Raw genomic sequence first — 18,619 nt, 5'->3', positions numbered from 1 at the left:
ATATATTGTTGATAAACATTATACTTTGCTATATAATCGAAGTCAACGAAGGAATAACCCTATGATTATTTCGGATAGCAAGACACCTCCTAAGAAACATATCTGTGCCATCTACACTCGTATTTCCCACCAAGAAGACCGTGAGAAATCAAAATATGATACGATTGAATTTCAACACGAAGTATGCAAAAGATATATCGGACTCAAGGAAGAGGAAGGATGGAAGGTATTTAATACACGATACGAGGACAGAAACTACTCTGGCAAAGACCTTAATAGACCAGCTCTCAAGCATTTAATTCAAGATGCCAAAGAAGGCAAGTTCACACTTATAGTCGTAAAGGCTTTGGATAGACTTACACGCAGCCTGAAAGATTTCTATGCCTTATGGGAAGTCTTACAAGCATATAAAATAGAGCTTGCCTCCGCCACTCAAGAGTTCAGCACTACATCTCCGACCGGTCGTCTTCACCTCGATATGGTTTTAAGATTTGCCCAATTTGAGCGAGAACTGGCAAGCGACCGTACACGAGAGAAGATGCAATACCAAGCGTCTAAGGGTTTATTTCACGGCGGATATCCGCCGCTCGGGTATGATTTCAAGACTGGTGAAAAAGGCATCTTGGTTATCAACCAAAAGGAAGCACGGCTGGTGAAATGGATTTTCGAACGGTATCTCCGCATTGGTTCTGTCCAAAAAGTTGCTCAGGAACTAAACTCCAAAGGATATCGAACCAAGAAGTGGCGTACAGAACAAGGTAAATGGCGTGGAGGTACACGATTTAACAAGGGGAACCTTCTTAACCTCTTGAAAAACATAGCATACATTGGAAAAACATCTACGGGAAAAGGTGGCAATAAAGAGTTCCATAAAGCGCAATGGAAAGGCATTGTATCCGAGAAAACATTCCATAGGGCAAATCAAATGTTAAATCAAAATTACCGGGCCCGTGGGTCGTCTATAAGTGAAAATAAATATAACCTTCTCTTAACCGGTCTCGTATGGTGTAGTCATTGCGGATGCCAGATGTCGCCAAATCAATCCATTAAGAAAGGAAAAGTTTATTTATACTACAAATGCACAAGCGTATCACACGGCGACAAAACAGCGTGCAAGATAAAGAGCGTGCCTGCACGAGAGCTCGAGCATATTGTTGTTGACCGTATAAAATACCTTTCAAACAATCAGCCGTTAACAACAAAGCTCGTTGAAAGAGCTATTTCATCATCTAAGAAACGCCTCACCGAGCTATTAAGGGACCGGGCCCACTTAGAAGCAGAGAAACGGAAGATTGGAGATGAGGCTGCTCCATTTATGGAGGCAATAAAGAAGAGTAAGCTGGCAATGATTGAAGAGCATCTAAAGCCTCTTCAAGATAGACTTGACCAGATTAGTGCACAGCTCTCCAAAGTCGATTACGATATTAACGAGGAGAGGCAAAAACAAATCAAGGATGTGGATGTTCTTGCAGCATTTAGAAGCTTTGCCGAGGTCTTTGATAGTTTACCACCTGACCGCCAATCTGAACTCCTCCATCTCTTAATAAAGAAGATAGTATACAATGGCGACCTTTCCAAGATTGATATAACCTTCAATAATCCCCCAGAAATACAGAAGCCACCAAAATCAGTTGGTAAAGCTGCTTCTGGTGGCTCTGCCTCTCATCGGTTTGATAAGAGGATGAATTGGCTCCCCCGCGAGGACTCGAACCTCGGACAGCGTGGTTACGATCTGACTCCGGTTACCCGGAGAGTCGGACTATCTCTTCATCCCAATGGGATGGCGGGTGTATAGTCTCTGCACTCGGGCCGATAAGGCCCTAGCTCAGGATTGCCGCCGACTTTACGGTGCGGTTTCCCTGACTTAGCCCGCTTTTCACTCCGGCGTTGCCGCCTGAGGCTGCTAACTTTCATCCGCCTTCGCATTCAACGCATAATAGACTAAATGCTTCGGCGAGATTGAATTCGCACAGCGATTTACGTTCACTTCGTTCCGTAAATCGCGTGCTCATCCAACAGCCACGTGCTCTACCGACTGAGCTACAGGGGAGTGTAATACTCAAAGAGCCACGAGAATTGTAGCACACCACCAATGCTTTTTCAAATATTTTCAATTTCGCGATTTTTGGCACAATTTTCAGGGATTTTGCGGTATGCGTAAAAATTTTAAAATAGTTTGCAATAATTTTGCCGTTTTTAGCATCTTTATATATAGGGGGAGAGAATATAAAAAGGACTTGACAAAGTAATACAATTGTATATACTATATGAAAGAGATACGTTGGAGCCAGACAAAGAGCAGGCGCCTTAAGAAGATCCGCGGCGTTTCGTTTGAAGAGATCATTGCTTCTAAGCTGATCGATATACGTAAGCATCCGAACAGAGAGAACCAAAAGATCCTTATTTACCAACATAAAGGCTATCTTTGGGCTGTGCCGTATGTAATAGCAGGAGAAGCGATATTTTTAAAAACAATATATCCAAGCAGGAAATTGATGAAACTTTACAAGAGGAGATGAAGTATGAGAAGGATTAAATTAACGAAAGAAGAGCAGATGATCGAAGACGGCATTGAACGCTTTGTTCCTGCCGATAAACAGGAATATGAAGAGATCATTAATGCTATAGCAGCAAGAAAGAAAGATGCTGTTTTGAATATTCGCGTAAATAGCCATGACCTGAATAGCCTGAAAGAGAAAGCCCGGCAGATGGGTGTGAAATATCAGACATTAATTTCAGAGATCCTCCACCGCATAGCGCAGGCGTAGCAAAACCGTCCGCGTTTGTTGTTGCATAGGATTTCTGCCTGGTTTAGAATGTAGCCATGCCTAAAACCAAGATCGGCGGCATATCGCTCTACTACGAGGTCCGCGGTAAAGGCCGTCCCGTCCTATTGATAGCCGGCCTCGGGTCCGATATTTCAAGCTGGGCGGGCGTCATCGATGGGCTCTCGGCGCATTTTAAGGTCATCGCTTTCGATAACCGCGGGACCGGCCGCAGTGAGATCCCGGATAGGAAATATACTGTCCGACGGATGGCAGACGATGCCGTGCGGTTACTCGATCATTTAAAGATAAAAAAGACGCACATCATAGGCCACTCCATGGGCGGCTATATCGCCCAGGAACTTGCTATATGTTATCCCGGACGCGTCGATAAGCTCATCCTGGAGAGCACTTCTTCCGTCTCTTCAAAAAGAAATAATGCCCTCTTCCTCGATTTCTATAAAGATCTTAAAGGAGGGAAGAGCTTGGAGGCATGGATCCGCAGATGGGCCCGCTGGCTATTCTCCAAGAGATGCCTTGCCCGTAAGGCGTTCATAAAGGCGTTCGTCAAAAACGGGTCAAACTACCCCTATCCGCAGCAGGCAAAAGGTTTCAAGGGCCAGATAGACGCCATCGCCTCGTTCGATACGCGTAAACGACTATGCAGGATAAAGGCCGGGACACTTATCATCGAAGGGGAGGAGGATGCGCTGATCCTCCCCAGAGAGGCCGAAGCTCTCGCCAAAAATATCCCCGGTAGCGTATTCCGATCCGTAAAAGGCGCGGCCCACTGCATACACATAGAAAACCCCGGCCTGTTCGTAAAAGCCGCAATGAGATTTTTGCAAAGGTGAGAGAAGGCAGGGGTCCTCGCCTTCGCAGCTTTTGCTATTCAGAGATGTTTTGCTTCGGCGGGCACGAAAAGTTCCGCCTGCGCCAAGAGACGAAAAATTTTACTATTTTTACCAACTATTTATCCGGATGGCATCTTTGAACACGGTGTCCACTTAGACAATTGACATATAAATACCAAAGGAGTATCATCTATCCATTACCACAAGGATGTGGTTATGGGTAAAGTAAACATATAGCGATTTAGGCAATTCTCACAAGGGGTTGCCTTTTGTATTTTAGGAACGCAATTATAGGGTGTCCCCTTGTAGGATGGCCCCAGCTAACCTTTGGGGGTTACTGTTTTACTAAATAGTATTTTACGATTCGGTATAATATAAACCCGGGATAAAAACATATGACAAATAAACCTATAAAAAAAGAAACAGATGTTGAGATTACCTATGGGATTAAAATCCTAGACAGTCCTACTCCTAAAGCTAACAGCAAAGACATTCGGTCTGCTGTTACCAAAGAGAAAACTGTCGAAAAATTTAGGTCAATTGCTCAGAATTATGTAACAGTACTTGATGTGCTTTGGCAGTATACGCAAGAGATAGGGTTAGTCGCTAATAATACCTCTTTATTAAATTTTACTAAATTGCCAACAATACTTGATGAATTGCGAGCACGAAATAAAAAAGCATCGTCAACGGAAAAGCCTGTTGCCAATTTTACTCTTTCAATTAAGAAAAAGAATTTGAAAAAGAAAGAAGCAATTATTCCAATTTTTGAAATATCTCATCTAAAAAAATTAAGCGATTACTTCAGGCATAATGATAAAGCCCTGCATCTTCTGCATGAAACCGTACTTCAGCAAATGGTTAATGCATGGGAGAAAGTTCTTGCTAGTTTATTAGAATGGAAATTTAAGTCTTCCCCTGATATTATTCCAAAAGAAAGAACGATTACTTATTCAGATATCCTTAGTTTTAACGATTTTGATGACGTACAAAAACATTTAATAGAAAATGAGATAGACGAGTTTTTAAAGAGAAATACAACATCTGACCAAATAAAATATTTTAAAGAAAATTTAAATGTTGATTTGAGGTCAAACTTCTCTTTTGTTGATGACCTTTGCGAAGTAGTTCTTAGAAGACATGCCATTGTCCATGCTGGTGGTATTGCAAGCGGAGAGTATTTAAATCGTGTTAAAAAACTACGAAATCTTACATTTAAGGTGCCGGCCGAAGGAAACGACCTTTCTAAATCGGATTCATATGTTATACGGGCATGGTGTATTCTTTATGCCGCAGGAGTTATTTTACTGCATTTACTAGCGGTAGACCATGCTAGAGGGAAAAAATCGAAAGAAGACGAAGAATATGCAGATGAATTTTTAAATAACGCAGCATATAACAATATAAAAAACAAACAATATTTTTCTGCCGAATTAATTCTAGAATATGCAAACAATCGTCATTTGGCCAGTTCTATATCAGCGCTTATGGGTCTAATAAATTTAGCCCAAACATACAAGTGGCAAGGGAATGTTGAGAAATGTAAGGCGCTATTAAATGGGCACAATTGGCAATCATGCAGTGCAGATTTTAAAACGTGCGTCGCAGCTCTCAATGAGGATTACGAAGCTTTTTGTAAAAATTTGAAAATTGCTGTTCAAGAGAAAACAGTTACGTTAGAATCCTTATATGAGTGGCCAGTTTTCCAAAGCATGCGAAATGTAAAAACGTTTAAACAGGATGTTAAGGATATTACTGGCCTTGAATTTAATGAAAGTGATATTCAAAATACGCCAACATTGTTAGATTTTGATTCCAAAGAAAAGTTAGACGATTTTTTCAAAAAATTGAGCAAAGACGATACTCTCCCACTATCTAACATTCAAAGCGAATAAATTATCATAGCAGTTTAGTAATCTCTCTGCCTCACTCGTATGCAAAAATGCAATAAATGACTAAATAGGGTCCGTTTGCAAAGGTGCCAGGTTAGGAGGTGGCTCCGCGGAAAACGGACCCTATGGGACAAATACTAGACTATCGGTGTATTATTGGAGGATAAATGAGCGAGATTGTATTTATATTAGGTGCTGGTGCCTCAAAAGAGGCTGGTGCGCCTCTAATGGCTGATTTTCTTGAAAAAGCCGATGAGTTAAGAAAAACTGATAATTTAGGTGAATACAAATCTGATTTTGATGATGTATTTAATGCCATTTCTGCCTTACAGCCAGTTCACTCTAAATCAGAGCTAAATTTAGATAATATTGAATCTGTATTTGCTGCGTTTGAAATGGGACAGTTGATTAATATGTTACCAAATTTGTCTAAAAACAATACAGATTCTCTTTTATTGTCCATGAAGAGGCTAATTTATAAGACATTAGAAAAAACCATCTTATTCCCAGTGGAGGATCAGAATATATATCCTCCGAATTCTTACAATGACTTTGTAGAATTAATTACCAAACTAAATGCCAATGCCAATCATAACCGTTGCTCTATAATAACCTTTAATTATGATATTGGTTTAGACTATGCGTTAAACTTTCACGATCATCCTGCAAATTATTGTTTATCAGAAGATTTTAAGCAAGGATTTGTAAATTTATTTAAATTACACGGTTCTGTAAATTGGGCTAAGTGTTCTAAATGCGGGGAAATAGTGCCATTCAGTATTAGTGATTATTTTAAAAATCATCATTTCCATTTTTTACATGGTATCGAATCGGTCCATTTAGATTTTGTATCAAAGTTATCAACATCTGGCCTTACACATTGTCAGGAATTAATTAAATCCGAGCCGGTTATTGTGCCACCTACCTGGAACAAAATGTTGCACCAACAAGACTTATCAAAAGTATGGAGTCGCGCTGCAGCTGAATTAAGAAACGCAGAAAATATTTTTATTTTAGGATATTCTTTACCAGATAGTGATCTATTTTTCAGATATTTTTTTGCATTAGGGTCAGTCGGACCTACTAGAATTAAGCGCTTTTGGGTTTTTGACCCCAACGAGACGACAGTATTGCCAAGATTCCGAAGTTTGGTAGGGGCTGGAATTAAAACTAAGTTTGATTTTCAACCCTTATCATTTGGTGGAGCTATTGGTTTTATCACTAAGCAGTTTTTTCAGTGAAGTTAAACATTTAGTGCTAAGCTAAAAAGCTGTGGTCGGGCAGAAAATTTTAGTATGACCCCAAATTTTTATAAAGGAAAAATTTGGGATAAGCTATAGACTATTAAAATACTAAAATTTCACAGAGGAAATTTTAGTATGACGCGACCGAGCCTTTTGGAGTATTAGGGCACTACGGCGCCTAGGATCCACGATCGGTCATTGGTACGCCTCGAGAGCGTTGAATGCCCTATAGAAACAAAAGGCGAGGGAGCGGCAGCCTGCCCTCCGAAGCAAAACATCTCTGAATGGCAGAAGCTGCGAAGGAGGGGACCCTAAAATTTTTAGGTGTCTCATGGTTCAGCTAAGGAGGTCATCGTGAGTAAGATCATAGCATTGGTTTTAGTGACACTTTTGAGCGTTTCGGTAATGGTCGATTGCCGCGCGCAGGAGAATGCGGAAGAGCTGGAATTGATGACCGTTGACGGTAAGGTGACAGGAGTGGACGTTTCGCGCTCGACCATCACCATAAAGGCCGCAAACGAACTCACCTTTTCGGTCCCCGCAAAGACCGCCATCATGGAAGGCATATACGACATAAAATTATCCGATATCGAAGCGGATGATTATGTGACCATTGAACACTATAAAGACCCCTCAGGCATGCTTATAGCGACGAAGATCACGGTGGAGAATAAGGAGATGTGATCAATGGCATCGAAAGATATCAGATGACCGCTAAGACCGACAACGAGACCCTACGTACGATAACCGAACGGCGCAGCATCCGGCAGTTCCAGGATAAGCCGGTCGACGATGCGCTGATACGTAAGATACTGGATGCCGCCAATAAGGCGCCCTCAGCCCATAACCAGCAGTCATGGCGCTTCATAGTCGTGCGCGGAGAGAAGAAAGAGGCGCTGGCGAAGCTGGTCGCGGATAAGTCATCCTCTTTCCCGAAGCCGGCCTCCTCCATCCTCCGTATGGCCGCGCGTAGCATAACTAACGCTCCGGCAGTGATCGCCGTGGTCAATTCCGGCACCCTGATAGAACACGGCACCGAACTATTTAAGGTCGGCAAGGAACTCGGCAAGGACTTCTTCCGCACGATGGAGATACAGAGTTCATCCGCCGCCGTCCAGAACCTTCTCCTTGCGGCCACTTCGCTGGGGCTGGGAAGCGTATGGCTCGGCATACTCTTCCTCTTGAAGGACGAGGTGAGGGAATTTTTGGGCGAATCGAAGGGCGAATTCATGGCCGTCATACCGGTAGGGTATTCTTTGAAGGCGTACCAGGCGCCCCAGAAGAAGAGTCTGGAGTATATCGCGAAGTACCTCAGGTGAACGGCGCCTGAGGATGCCGAAACGGAGGAGATGATGCGAAAAAATATCATGATCCTGTCGATAGCGTTGATCATGGCCCTGTGCCCATACGCGGCTTACGCCCAGGATGACGGAGATGAGGACGACAGCGGGATGCCCCCGGGCATGGTCGCCAGAAAAGTAGGAGGCAGTAATATCATAATGCCCAAAGATGCAATAGTACGCAAACAGGGGGATGCGCTGATCTATGAGGATATCAACGAATATGCCGCCAGGAAATTTATGGAGATCGAAAAGCGCCTTTCGAAAATAGACGCCGCCCTGGAGTCCATACATAAAGAGCTGCAGGAACCAAAAAAATAGGACCATAAAACGGAGATGATGACGCGAAAAGATATCGTAATCCTTTCAATGGCGCTGATCATAGCGCTCGGCTCATTTGCGGTTTACGCCCAGGATGACGGGGAGGAAGAGCTCCGCAGCGCCGGCGTGCCTCCCGGCATGGTCATGAAGAAGATAGGGGGCAGGAATGTGGTGATACCCAGGGATTCATGGGTACGCAAGCGGGGAGATATACTGATCTACGAGGATATAAACGCATATATCGGAAGGAAGATGATAGAGGTGGAAGAGCACATCGCGAAGATAGAAGCCGACCTGGAAGCTATACAGAAAGAGATAGATGGGTCGAAAATATGAAGAAGATACTGGTCATCGATGACGAAAAGGATTTCGTCGAATCCGTGAGAGAGTTCCTGGCCATGAGAGGATACTCGGTCATGGTGGCCTATAACGGGATCGATGCCCTTGAGAAGATGAAGGCGTCGCCCGACATCGTCCTACTGGACATCAAGATGCCGGGGATGGACGGGTTCGAATTCCTCAGGCATATCAATTCGGACCCCGATAACGTAAATACCCCTGTCATAATGCTGACCTCCAAGGCAGAGACCGATTCCATATTCGAATCGAAGCATTTATGGGCCGCCGACTATGCCATAAAACCGATCAAACTGGAAGACCTGCTGGCGTTGATCAGGAGATATCTCGACGATAGCGGAAAACGTCCCGTAGAGATATAGGCCGTTTTTATGGTAAAATGGAAGACAACAGAGGAGGAATGATATGAAGATAGGGAAGATACTCATCGCCGCGCTGGCGCTCTCGGTATTCGGCATGATCTTCGGGGGAGTGACCTGCGGGTGGCTCTTCAGCTGGGTGTATAAACTTGAACCGACGAATGTCTGGAGGCCGATGGAAGGCCCTCCCGGCCCGGCGTTCATGATAGGGGGCTTCTTTCTCAACGCGGTCCTCGCGGTCGTCTATGCGTTGCTCCGGAAAGGCATCCCGGGGAAGGGCAGGGTGGCTAAAGGAGCCATATTCGGGTTATGCGTATGGGCCGTCGGCATGCTGCCCGGGATGTTCTCGACTTACTCGTTCATGACCGTAGCCACGGGTGTGGTCGTTTATTGGACGGTCATGGGTCTGGTAGAAATGCCGGTCAAAGGCATCATAATTGCCGCCATATACGGCGAGTGACCGTTCTTAAGGCACCGGAAAATAAAAGGGAGGTGTTTTATGGCAAAGTTCTTCATGTACGGGAAGTATTCGCAGGAGGCGATGAAGGGCATCTCGGCCGACAGGACGAAGAAGGCACTCGATACGATAGCGAAGGCCGGCGGCAAGGTGAGCTCGATGTACGCGCTCCTGGGCAAATACGATATAGTGCTGATAACGGATTTTCCCGGTATAGCGGATGTGATGAAGGCGTCGATCGCCCTGGACAAGCTGACGGGCATCGCCTTCACCAGTTTCCCGGCGATCACCATCGAAGAGTTCGATAAGATCACCGCGTAGGATACTGCATCTCGTTAAAGAAGAGAGTGACCTTCTGGCATAGCTCTCCGAATTCCTGTTTCCCCAGGACCTTCTGCGCCAGGACGTCGTCTTTGGACGTGCCGGTCACGTTATTCCTTTTTCGGAGCGCGAAGACCGGCCTGGAGAAATATTTATGCCGTTTTGTCAGGGAGAGGAACAGCACGAAATTGTCCTTATCGAATTTATCGTCCACATAATCCAGGCCTATACAGAGTAAAAAATCCCCTTTGATCAATATGGGGCATTGGGTGCCCGCGATAAAGGTCTCATCCCTGCTCTTCTCCTTATAGAACGGGAGTTCCGGCATCTCGGAGTAAAAGGCGTAATCTTCAAAGTATTCTATCTTCCTGTATCTGCGGAAGGTGGGATCGATCAGGTATATATTGGGTATGAGGTTGATCGCCCTGTCCGTGATCTTCAGGGCGATATGGGAGCCCCTGGGGGCCTGGAAGAAATTGGATTCCGAAACAGAGACAAAACTGATGGAATACCTTTTGTCCAGCATGGGCGAGACCTTTTCATACATATATGCCGCGAGGTCTCCGCACAGCCCGAAGCGGTTCTCCTTCAGCAGTATCTTCCCGTCTTTGTCGAATTGATGTATATTGTGCAGTGTCCATTCTTTCTTTTCGAAATCTACGGATAGCCGCGTATTGGCATCGAGCAGGTCTTTAAGCCCGGAATACCTGATCGGCTCCATGAGCTCTTTTATCTCTTTATGGTACGGGCCCTTTGCGTCGATATCGATCAGCCCCAATTCCATGGCGTTCTCCCTGATCCAGCGTATGGATTCCGCCGCAGATATTGATATGATGATGCAGGCAAAGAGGATGCTGAGGGTCCTGTAAAAGACCGCTTTTTTACGGAGCTTCTCCAGGTCCTGTATGCTTTTCTTGTTCATGGGCGGCATTATATCACAGCGTTTAAATTTTTGGAGTAAAATATCTACTTCCCGGACCCGGCGTCGTAGGTTAAGATGCGCCATCCGGACCCGTGCTTCAAGAGGGTGAAATTCTCCTCGAGCTCGCCCCTCTCGTATACGGTCCTGTACCGGAGGTTGAAGGTCGACCCGATGTTCTTATAGAATACGCCCCACCCGGTCCTCTCCGCCTTTACGACCTTCCCGAACCTGTCACGCAGTTTATTCATGAACTCCTCGTACGGCCCGTAAGGCAGCGCCTCCCGGAACTGGCCGCTTGCCATCTCCCGGTAGATATATCCGAACTCCCCGTCGTTGTAGCGCTGATGAAAGTCGCTTATGACGCCTTCGACCTGCGGCATCAATCCCATCTTCAGGATGAGAACGAGGCCGGTAAAGACCATGACGATCATCGATATTACCAGACCTTTTTTCATATCACCCTCCTGTCAGGGCATATTATAAGGCCATTCCCGGGAAATGGCAACATGCTTGAGTAAAGTCCTTGCGGGGACTTTTTTGTTGAGGTATAATCAGACCATGAATATACTTAAGCTGGCGGGGATACTGCTATTCGTCGTATTGTTCGCTCTCCCCGCCCTCGCCCAGACCCCTACCGCGGGCCAGGAACCCGAAGCCCAGGCCAGCCGCTACCAGAAGGAGATCGAACGGAGGCAGAGGGAGTTGGAAGAGAAGAGGGTAAGGCCCCCCAGGGCAGAGGTCGAGGAAGAGAAGCCCAAACCTTCCGGCGTGACCGTTACGTTCACCCTCGCATCTGTGGCGGTCACCGGCTCGACCATATTCAAAGAGGCCGACCTCTCTCCCACATATCAACCCTATCTCAATCGTACGGTCACTTTCGAGGACCTGGATAAGATAACGGAAAATATAAAGGCAAAGTACAGGGAGAAGGGGTACCTTACCACGAACGTCTATGTGCCGGAGCAGGAGATAAGGGACGGGAATATTGAGATCCGCGTACTCGAAGGGAAGATGGGCAGCCTTAATGTCGAAGGTAACAGGTTCTTCTCCACCAGGTCGATCACCAGGTACTTCCACACCAAAAAGGACGAGCTCCTTAACATAAACGTATTACAGAGAGACCTGCTGCGCCTGAACCAGAACCCGGACCTAGAGGTCAAGTCCGTTATCGGCGCGGGGAAAGAGGCCGGTACGACGGATATCACCCTTAAGGCCGAAGAGAGGTTCCCGTACCACCTGGGCGGGGGTGTCGATAACCATGGTTCGCGCCTCACCGGTAAGTACCGCACATTCGTCCTCTTCTGGAGCTCTAACTTCACGGGCAATTTTGATGTGATCTTCGTCAATTCGCTCCTCAGCGAGGATGCGTTCGGAGAATCGGTGAGCTATGCTTTGCCGATCACGACCGTCGGCACAAAACTGGGGATCGATGCCTCCTATTTTGAATTGAAACTGGGGCAGGAGTACCTCATTTACGATATTACGGGCAAGACCCAGATATATAGCCCGTACCTGTCCCAGGAGCTGTATCTTTCGGAAGACCTTCAGGTCACCGGTAAGGCCGGGATCGACATCAAATGCATAAAGAAGAAGATGCATACCGAGGTGACGGCCAAAGAGGACCTCCGGCTGCCTTATGCGGGCTTGGATATAATAGGCAATGACGATCACGGCCAGACAAGTTTCACGCCGCGTTTCGTTTTCGGGACATCGGGTTTCCTGGGCGCGTCCAGGCGGAATGACCCGCTGGCAAGCCGCACAGATACCGGCGGGTTCTTCTTCAAATACGAGCATACCCTTGAGCGGCTGCAGCGCATGTGTTACGGGAGCTATCTTGACGCATCTTTCCAGTTCCAGATCGCCTCCCATACCCTCCCTTCGGCCGAGCAGTTCCAGCTGGGAGGGATGAATTCCGTCCGCGGCTATCCCGAGGGTGATTATCTTGCGGACCTCGGAGGCAGCCTCAGCGTCGATTGGATCTTCCCGATGTATCTCATCCCGGCGGACTGGAAATTGCCCTGCTCGGAGACGCCGCTCCGCCGGCAGATAGAGCCGGTCGTATTCTTCGATATCGGCGGGGGAAAGCTCAACAAGACGTACCCGGGCGAGAAGAGGGAGAAGTTTTTGATGGGCGCGGGGGGAGGCCTGCGCGTCAACTTCAAGCGCAATTTATCGATGCGTTTCGAGTGGGCGGGAGCCCTGGGCGACGATCCTACCAGCGGCGCAGGGCCGTCCACCTTTTATTTGACGGTCCAGGCGAACATATGATATAATTTAGTTATTAAAAAGAATATAGGCATAAGAAGAATAAGAATAATCGTCTTTACTCTCATCCTCCTTACTCGCCTGGAGCCCGTGCCCCTTTTTGCCCTTCCCGAAGGCGCGAAGGTTGAATCCGGCAGCGTATCATTCGAAAACCCGGACCCCAATACCCTTAACGTGATCGCGGACGATAAGGCCGTGATCAATTTTGACTCTTTCGATATAGCAGAGAACGAGGCGGTCCATTTCATCCAGCCGGGCGACTCCGCCACGGTCTTGAGCCGTGTCACGGGTGCCGGGGCAAGCGCTATATACGGGTCGCTCTCGGCGAACGGCATCCTGTTCCTCACAAATCCGAACGGCATCTACTTCGCGCCTTCCGCGCAGGTGCAGGTGAACGGCCTGGTGGCCTCCACCCTCGAGATATCCACCAATAATTTTCTTAACGGCAATTATATACTGGAGCACGGTCCGGACTCCGGCTTTGCCCGGTTGATCAACCGCGGCAGGATATCGGGAAATAATATAGCTCTCCTCGGCTCCGCCGTGCGCAATGAGGGAGTGATCGTGGCAGAGGTGGGCACGGTGCATCTCTCTTCGGGAGACAAGCAGACCGTCACCATAGATCAGAAAGGTTTGATCAATGTAGAGATAGATTCAGAGACGAGCGGAAAGGTCGTGGACGGTAACGGGGTCGCGGTAAAGGATGGGGTGGCCAATTCCGGCCAGGTGAGCGGCAGGAAGGTCATAATGAGCGCCAAGGCGGCCAGGGACATATTTGAAAATGCCGTGAACCAGGAGGGCATCGTCAGGGCGACCGGCCTTGCGGCAGAGAACGGCGTCATAAGGATCGTATCCAATGCCAGGGTGCAGGTCTCCGGGGTCATGGAGGCCGCCGGCGGAAAGGTCGAAGTCACATCCGGAGAGACGGTCCTGGTCAATAGAGAGTTGAAGACCACAGGGGATACGGCGATCTCGGCAGATAAAGATATAGAAGTGAACGCAGACGTGACCACCGTATCGGGTGATCTCGACCTGATAGCCGATGCGGACCTGGATGGGGAGGGCTCATTCACCCAGGCGCCCGGCACTACCATCGCGACGGTCGATTCCGGCGATATCACGATCCAGTCCTCCGGCGAAAGCACGCTTGCCGATATAAGCTCCGCAGGGGAGATATCCCTGCGCCAGGGCGGCGCCCCGGCAAAGTTCACCCAGCACCCGGGTTCCAGGGTATCGGCCGCCGGGTCTATGTCTATAGGCGAGGGTGCGGAACTGAAAGCCGCTGATACGTACTATGAGATAGGCAGGAATTGGCTGAATTACGGGAACTTCATCCCTGATACATCGAGCGTCAACCTCGTTTCGGCGGAGGATGCCGAGGTCATCGGCGAAAACAGATTCTACGACTTCACGGTGCTTGAGCCCGGCAAGCTGGTCAGATTCGACTCAGAGACGACACAGGAGATCATAGGCACCCTTACATTAAAGGGCGCTTTCGGGAAGTTGCTGCAGTTAACCTCTGTAAATCCGGAAAAGCAATGGAGCATATTGCCCAGAGGGCCTACGGACATCATATATGTGTCGGTAGGCGGTTCGGTCAATATCTGCGGGCCACCGCTCGCCGCCATGCACAGCGATTCTTCAGGTAATAATAAGAATTGGGATATAGCCGTAAGATGGACAGGGGAAGGCGCCGATAACAGGTGGACCGATGCGTTCAATTGGGATACCGGCACCATCCCTACCGTAACATCCCGCGTGGTCTTCGACGGTATTACAGGCCTGAATGCCAATAAAGATTCCACTATAGACCCCGCCTTTTCGGGCGAGACCTACGCGCTCATCCTTGATGGGTATACCGGAACGCTCACCCTGGAGCGCGATTTTGACGCCATAGTTTATAAACATAAGACCGGATATGTTGATTTAAACGGTTTTATTCTTGATCCAAACAGTTTCTGGGTGGGCGGCGCCGGGGATTGGGCAACCGCCAGCCACTGGGCAGATGAGTCCGGAGGAGAGGCGGGTTCCGGTACTATCCCTGCCGATAGCGGCACTTCGGCGGTCTTTGATGCCAATTCAGGGATCGGTATAGTGACGCTGGACCAGACACGCACAATAGGGGCGCTCTCCCTGAATAATTCCGGTATTACCCTTTCTATAACGACCTTTTCCCTCAATACCGGAGCGGTCGTCCTTACCGATGGGGCTATCACAGGCACCTCAGGGGTCATAACCGGCACTTCTTATACCGTCGAAAAGGGCTCCATAAGCGCCATTTTGGGAGGAAGCGGCGTTGCCCTGGCCAAGAATACCGCAAGCACAGTCACCCTTTCAGGCACCAATACCTACACAGGCGGCACCACGATCAATTTAGGCACCCTGTATATCAATAACACCTCGGCTATAGGCACAGGCACATTGACCATATCGGGCGGCACACTGGACCTCTCCGCCAATACAGGGTTGACCATATCGGGTGATATCACCGTAAATAGCGGCTCTGTCACCAAAGGGACCGCCCTGATCACCTTTGCCGGCGATATCGACTATACCGATAGCGCCGGAGGGATCAACTTCGGGAAGATAGCCATCGGCACCTCTCCCGATTCGACCACCCTTAAGTCGGATATGACCTGCGACTCGTTGACTATCAACTCGGGCGACTCGTTCATCTCCGCCGGCTACGACCTGGATATCAACGGTCCCCTCGATGTCGACGGCACCCTGAATATCGCAAGCGGCGCCGGCGGGAACACCACCATGAATGTGGCCGGCGACATGGACCTGACCGGCTCGACTTTCACCGCCACCGGCTCCACCGTCGTCTTTGACGGGGCGACCATACTCACCTCAGGAGGTAAGACCTTTGTAAATGTAGCGATCGGCTCTGTCACCTCCGGAGGATCGCTCATCACGGCCGATACCATGCGCATAAGCGGCACATTCACCGCCTATGACGGGGCCGCGACCGCGCTTGATATCAGCGATGATACGGTCTACTACTACGGTTCGTCCATGGACTTAAGCCTGCTTGACGCCTTGACGAGCACAAATTCCAATGTCATATTCAATAGCGGTGATAAGACCTTAAATATCGGCTCAAATACCCTGAACGATATCGAGATAGATGTGGGCGCATGGAGTGAGTTCACCGTAACGGGGACAGCCGACATGGCCGGCGACCTGACACTTACCTCCGTTTATGAGTTGAGCGGCGGGACGATAGAGCTTGCGGGAAATCTGATCGAGAACAATTCCGCGGCCCACAATTCGGCTTCCACGCTTCTCATAACGATGGACGGCAATTCGGATACGACCATAAGCGGCACCGGCGGCGATATGCCGGGATTGAAGATAAATAAGAACGCGGCGAATAAGGTGACGCTCCTCAGGAACATATCCATATTCGGCACGGCCGGTCTTGCCGTAACATCCGGCACTTTCGACGTTGATATCTATGATATCGTCTTTTCCGGGACGAGCAAGACCGTCAACATCGGTTCGACCGTGTTGAACAGCGTAACGATCAATATGGGCACCTGGAATGATCTCACCATAACCGGTACGATGGATGTCGACGAGGACCTTACCATATCGAGTGTTTATAAGATGTTGGGCGGAACTATAGACCTTTCAGGGAACCTTATAACGAACGCCACAGGGACCGGCACAGGCGGTTCGGTGGAATCAACAGCTGTTATATCTATGACCGGTAACACCGATACCGGGATCAGCGGGACCTCGGGCGGGGGGGTACCCGGGCTTGAGATAAACAAGGGCGCGGCAAATAAAGTCACGCTGGGTACGGACATCTGGATCCTCGGCACGGGCGGCTTTACCGTTACACAGGGAAGCTTTGACTCGAGCACTTATGACGTGAATATCGGCGGCGGCTCCAAGACGATAGATATCGGCTCAACGATCCTGAACGATGTCAATATCAATATGGGGACATGGGACACCCTCACCATAACCGGCACGATGGATGTCGACGGCGATCTTACCATAACGCTGTCACAGACCATTAACGGCGGCACCATAGAAGTGGCGGGTGATCTGACCCTCACCGATACCGGAGTTGCCGGCACCTGTGCCATCACCATGAACGGCGGCACAGGCACCGACATAGACGCAACAGGAGGCGGCGACCTTCCCCAGGGCACGCTCACCATTGCCAAGACCGGAGGCGCGGCGGTGAGCTTGCAGTCGGCATTGACCACCGTCCAGGCCCTGACCCTGACCTCAGGCATCCTGGATATAAACGGCAATACCCTGACGGTCAACGGCGTATTCACCAATAATGCCACCCTGGCGCTTGAAGGCGATGAAACGGTCACCTTCTCCGGCGCAGGCGGCTTCGATGAGGACTCCGGCAAGGTCCTCTTCAACGGCGCGGATACTTACGCGGGAGGGCTACCCGCCGGCTTCGGAGACCGCTTCTGGGATATCGCCTTCGACGGCGCAGGCACCTGGCAGCTCGATACGGGGTTACAGATCGACAATGATCTTACGCTGGATAGCGGCACCTTCGATGCCAATGACCAGGCCGTGACGGTAAACGCCGACACCGACATAAACGGCGGCACCTTCAAGACCGGCGCCTCTACGATCACTTTCGGTAACAGCGCCCTGGCCGATACCGTCACCATGGACGGGGGAAACCTCCAGATCGAATCGAACGACGTAGAGGCGGATATCGTCCTGAACCTCTTAAGCTGGACCAATAACGGCGGCACCGTTACCTATCTTGGTTCAGAGTCCTCCATAGAAAGGTTTTCAGACCTCCAGCCATACTTTAATCTCGTCATCAATTCAGGCACAAAGACATTCACCCAGGACGAGGACTTCACGATTGCCGGCACGCTTACCATAACAGCCGGCTCGTTCGTGACGGATGGTTTTGATATAGACCTGGCCGGCTCGCTTGACCTGGACGGTACGCTTGACGCCACGAGCGGTTCAGGCGCGAACACAGTCATAAATTTCGCCGGCGCGACCTGGGACATCGCCGCCGTGGCTACATTCACCTTGACCGGTTCAACGGTGATATTTGACGGGAATGACCAGGAACTTGTCGGCTCGACGACATTCAACGATTTCTCAAAGACGGTGGCTGTCGCAACCGGCACGGACCTCACGCTTACCTTTGACAGCACCGCCACCCAGACGATCGACGGGTTATTTACCCTTAATGGCCTGGGCGACGATGACCGCATCGATCTTGTTTCGGACTCGCCGGACACAAGATGGGCTCTCGTATGTAACGGCACATTCGCGATCGACTATGTCGAGGTGACCGACTCCGACGCATCGGGGGGCCTTACGGTCCAGCACACCGACACCATAGACGGCGGCAATAATATCAACTGGGGGTTTGAATCGGGCGGTGGAGAAGCGGGCGCGGAAGTGTTGAATCAGGCGTTTATAAGGCAGGCGGAGAGCGCAATGTATCGCAGGCCCGGGGTCATCCCTATAGCCATGCAGGATGACTTGCGGTTCCTCGGCAGGTTATAGTAATG

General features: G+C 49.1%; 17 protein-coding genes. 15 read left to right on the top strand and 2 right to left on the bottom strand.

All coding sequences use genetic code 11. The features are described 5' to 3' along the window. Window positions 1–61: 61 nt before the first annotated feature. The 13 genes from WC515_06270 (at window position 62) to WC515_06210 (ending at window position 9,910) form a co-directional block, all read left to right on the top strand. On the top strand, window positions 62–1,795 hold the full coding sequence (locus tag WC515_06270) for a recombinase family protein (protein ID MFA5146956.1): 1,734 nt from the start codon (window positions 62–64) through the stop codon (window positions 1,793–1,795). 472 nt (window positions 1,796–2,267) lie between these two features. Beyond that, entirely contained in the window at window positions 2,268–2,519 is a 252-nt protein-coding gene (locus tag WC515_06265) for a toxin (protein MFA5146955.1), read from the top strand. Window positions 2,520–2,522: 3 nt separating this feature from the next. Beyond that, window positions 2,523–2,768, top strand: a complete 246-nt coding sequence (locus tag WC515_06260; protein MFA5146954.1) for an antitoxin — start codon at window positions 2,523–2,525, stop codon at window positions 2,766–2,768. A gap of 56 nt (window positions 2,769–2,824) precedes the next feature. After that, entirely contained in the window at window positions 2,825–3,619 is a 795-nt protein-coding gene (locus tag WC515_06255; GenBank protein MFA5146953.1) for an alpha/beta fold hydrolase, read from the top strand. A 395-nt stretch (window positions 3,620–4,014) separates the two neighbouring features. Beyond that, window positions 4,015–5,514, top strand: coding sequence for a hypothetical protein (locus WC515_06250; GenBank protein MFA5146952.1), 1,500 nt, complete (start codon window positions 4,015–4,017; stop codon window positions 5,512–5,514). A gap of 164 nt (window positions 5,515–5,678) precedes the next feature. Continuing rightward, the gene (locus WC515_06245) at window positions 5,679–6,752 is read left to right on the top strand and encodes a hypothetical protein (GenBank protein ID MFA5146951.1); all 1,074 of its coding nucleotides are present in this window, start codon (window positions 5,679–5,681) and stop codon (window positions 6,750–6,752) included. A gap of 357 nt (window positions 6,753–7,109) precedes the next feature. Next, window positions 7,110–7,439, top strand: a complete 330-nt coding sequence (locus WC515_06240; GenBank protein MFA5146950.1) for a DUF5666 domain-containing protein — start codon at window positions 7,110–7,112, stop codon at window positions 7,437–7,439. Window positions 7,440–7,462: 23 nt separating this feature from the next. Beyond that, entirely contained in the window at window positions 7,463–8,074 is a 612-nt protein-coding gene (locus tag WC515_06235) for a nitroreductase family protein (protein ID MFA5146949.1), read from the top strand. Between the two features lie 30 nt (window positions 8,075–8,104). Then, window positions 8,105–8,416: a hypothetical protein gene (locus WC515_06230; protein ID MFA5146948.1), complete on the top strand. Its 312-nt coding sequence runs from the start codon at window positions 8,105–8,107 to the stop codon at window positions 8,414–8,416. A gap of 15 nt (window positions 8,417–8,431) precedes the next feature. Beyond that, entirely contained in the window at window positions 8,432–8,752 is a 321-nt protein-coding gene (locus WC515_06225) for a hypothetical protein (GenBank protein ID MFA5146947.1), read from the top strand. Beyond that, window positions 8,749–9,135, top strand: a complete 387-nt coding sequence (locus tag WC515_06220) for a response regulator (GenBank protein MFA5146946.1) — start codon at window positions 8,749–8,751, stop codon at window positions 9,133–9,135. Before WC515_06225 ends, WC515_06220 begins: the two co-directional genes overlap by 4 nt. 43 nt (window positions 9,136–9,178) lie before the next feature. Beyond that, a complete protein-coding gene (locus WC515_06215; GenBank protein MFA5146945.1) occupies window positions 9,179–9,592 on the top strand; it encodes a hypothetical protein in 414 nt (137 codons plus the stop codon). Between the two features lie 39 nt (window positions 9,593–9,631). Further along, on the top strand, window positions 9,632–9,910 hold the full coding sequence (locus WC515_06210; GenBank protein MFA5146944.1) for a GYD domain-containing protein: 279 nt from the start codon (window positions 9,632–9,634) through the stop codon (window positions 9,908–9,910). On the opposite strand, the gene WC515_06205 is transcribed toward WC515_06210, so the two are convergent. Beyond that, window positions 9,900–10,832 (bottom strand): hypothetical protein, encoded by a 933-nt coding sequence (locus WC515_06205; protein ID MFA5146943.1) that lies wholly within the window; start codon window positions 10,830–10,832, stop codon window positions 9,900–9,902. The genes WC515_06210 and WC515_06205 overlap by 11 nt on opposite strands. A gap of 44 nt (window positions 10,833–10,876) precedes the next feature. Further along, on the bottom strand, window positions 10,877–11,287 hold the full coding sequence (locus WC515_06200) for a hypothetical protein (GenBank protein MFA5146942.1): 411 nt from the start codon (window positions 11,285–11,287) through the stop codon (window positions 10,877–10,879). A gap of 103 nt (window positions 11,288–11,390) precedes the next feature. On the opposite strand from WC515_06200, the gene WC515_06195 reads away from it, so the two are divergent. Both WC515_06195 and WC515_06190 read left to right on the top strand, forming a co-directional pair. Further along, window positions 11,391–13,100 carry a POTRA domain-containing protein gene (locus WC515_06195; GenBank protein ID MFA5146941.1) on the top strand — a complete coding sequence of 570 codons (1,710 nt, stop codon included), beginning with the start codon at window positions 11,391–11,393 and terminating at the stop codon, window positions 13,098–13,100. 87 nt (window positions 13,101–13,187) lie between these two features. Further along, complete coding sequence (locus tag WC515_06190) at window positions 13,188–18,614, top strand: filamentous hemagglutinin N-terminal domain-containing protein (GenBank protein ID MFA5146940.1); 5,427 nt, start codon at window positions 13,188–13,190, stop codon at window positions 18,612–18,614. The last annotated feature ends 5 nt before the right edge of the window (window positions 18,615–18,619 follow it).

The organism is Candidatus Omnitrophota bacterium (assembly GCA_041650805.1).
Classification (GTDB): Bacteria; Omnitrophota; Gorgyraeia; order 2-01-FULL-45-10; family 2-01-FULL-45-10; genus JBAZKM01.
The sequence above is the reverse complement of the archived record's forward strand: the minus strand, read 5'-3'. Positions and strand labels throughout refer to the sequence as shown.

Coding starts and splice junctions, on each gene's coding strand:
- WC515_06200 (MFA5146942.1), bottom strand. CDS start 11,287: ATGAAAAAAGGTCTGGTAATATCGATGATCGTCATGGTCTTTACCGGC.
- WC515_06220 (MFA5146946.1), top strand. CDS start 8,749: ATGAAGAAGATACTGGTCATCGATGACGAAAAGGATTTCGTCGAATCC.
- WC515_06260 (MFA5146954.1), top strand. CDS start 2,523: ATGAGAAGGATTAAATTAACGAAAGAAGAGCAGATGATCGAAGACGGC.
- WC515_06195 (MFA5146941.1), top strand. CDS start 11,391: ATGAATATACTTAAGCTGGCGGGGATACTGCTATTCGTCGTATTGTTC.
- WC515_06245 (MFA5146951.1), top strand. CDS start 5,679: ATGAGCGAGATTGTATTTATATTAGGTGCTGGTGCCTCAAAAGAGGCT.
- WC515_06210 (MFA5146944.1), top strand. CDS start 9,632: ATGGCAAAGTTCTTCATGTACGGGAAGTATTCGCAGGAGGCGATGAAG.
- WC515_06225 (MFA5146947.1), top strand. CDS start 8,432: ATGATGACGCGAAAAGATATCGTAATCCTTTCAATGGCGCTGATCATA.
- WC515_06205 (MFA5146943.1), bottom strand. CDS start 10,832: ATGAACAAGAAAAGCATACAGGACCTGGAGAAGCTCCGTAAAAAAGCG.
- WC515_06230 (MFA5146948.1), top strand. CDS start 8,105: ATGATGCGAAAAAATATCATGATCCTGTCGATAGCGTTGATCATGGCC.
- WC515_06250 (MFA5146952.1), top strand. CDS start 4,015: ATGACAAATAAACCTATAAAAAAAGAAACAGATGTTGAGATTACCTAT.
- WC515_06235 (MFA5146949.1), top strand. CDS start 7,463: ATGACCGCTAAGACCGACAACGAGACCCTACGTACGATAACCGAACGG.
- WC515_06265 (MFA5146955.1), top strand. CDS start 2,268: ATGAAAGAGATACGTTGGAGCCAGACAAAGAGCAGGCGCCTTAAGAAG.
- WC515_06270 (MFA5146956.1), top strand. CDS start 62: ATGATTATTTCGGATAGCAAGACACCTCCTAAGAAACATATCTGTGCC.
- WC515_06255 (MFA5146953.1), top strand. CDS start 2,825: ATGCCTAAAACCAAGATCGGCGGCATATCGCTCTACTACGAGGTCCGC.
- WC515_06215 (MFA5146945.1), top strand. CDS start 9,179: ATGAAGATAGGGAAGATACTCATCGCCGCGCTGGCGCTCTCGGTATTC.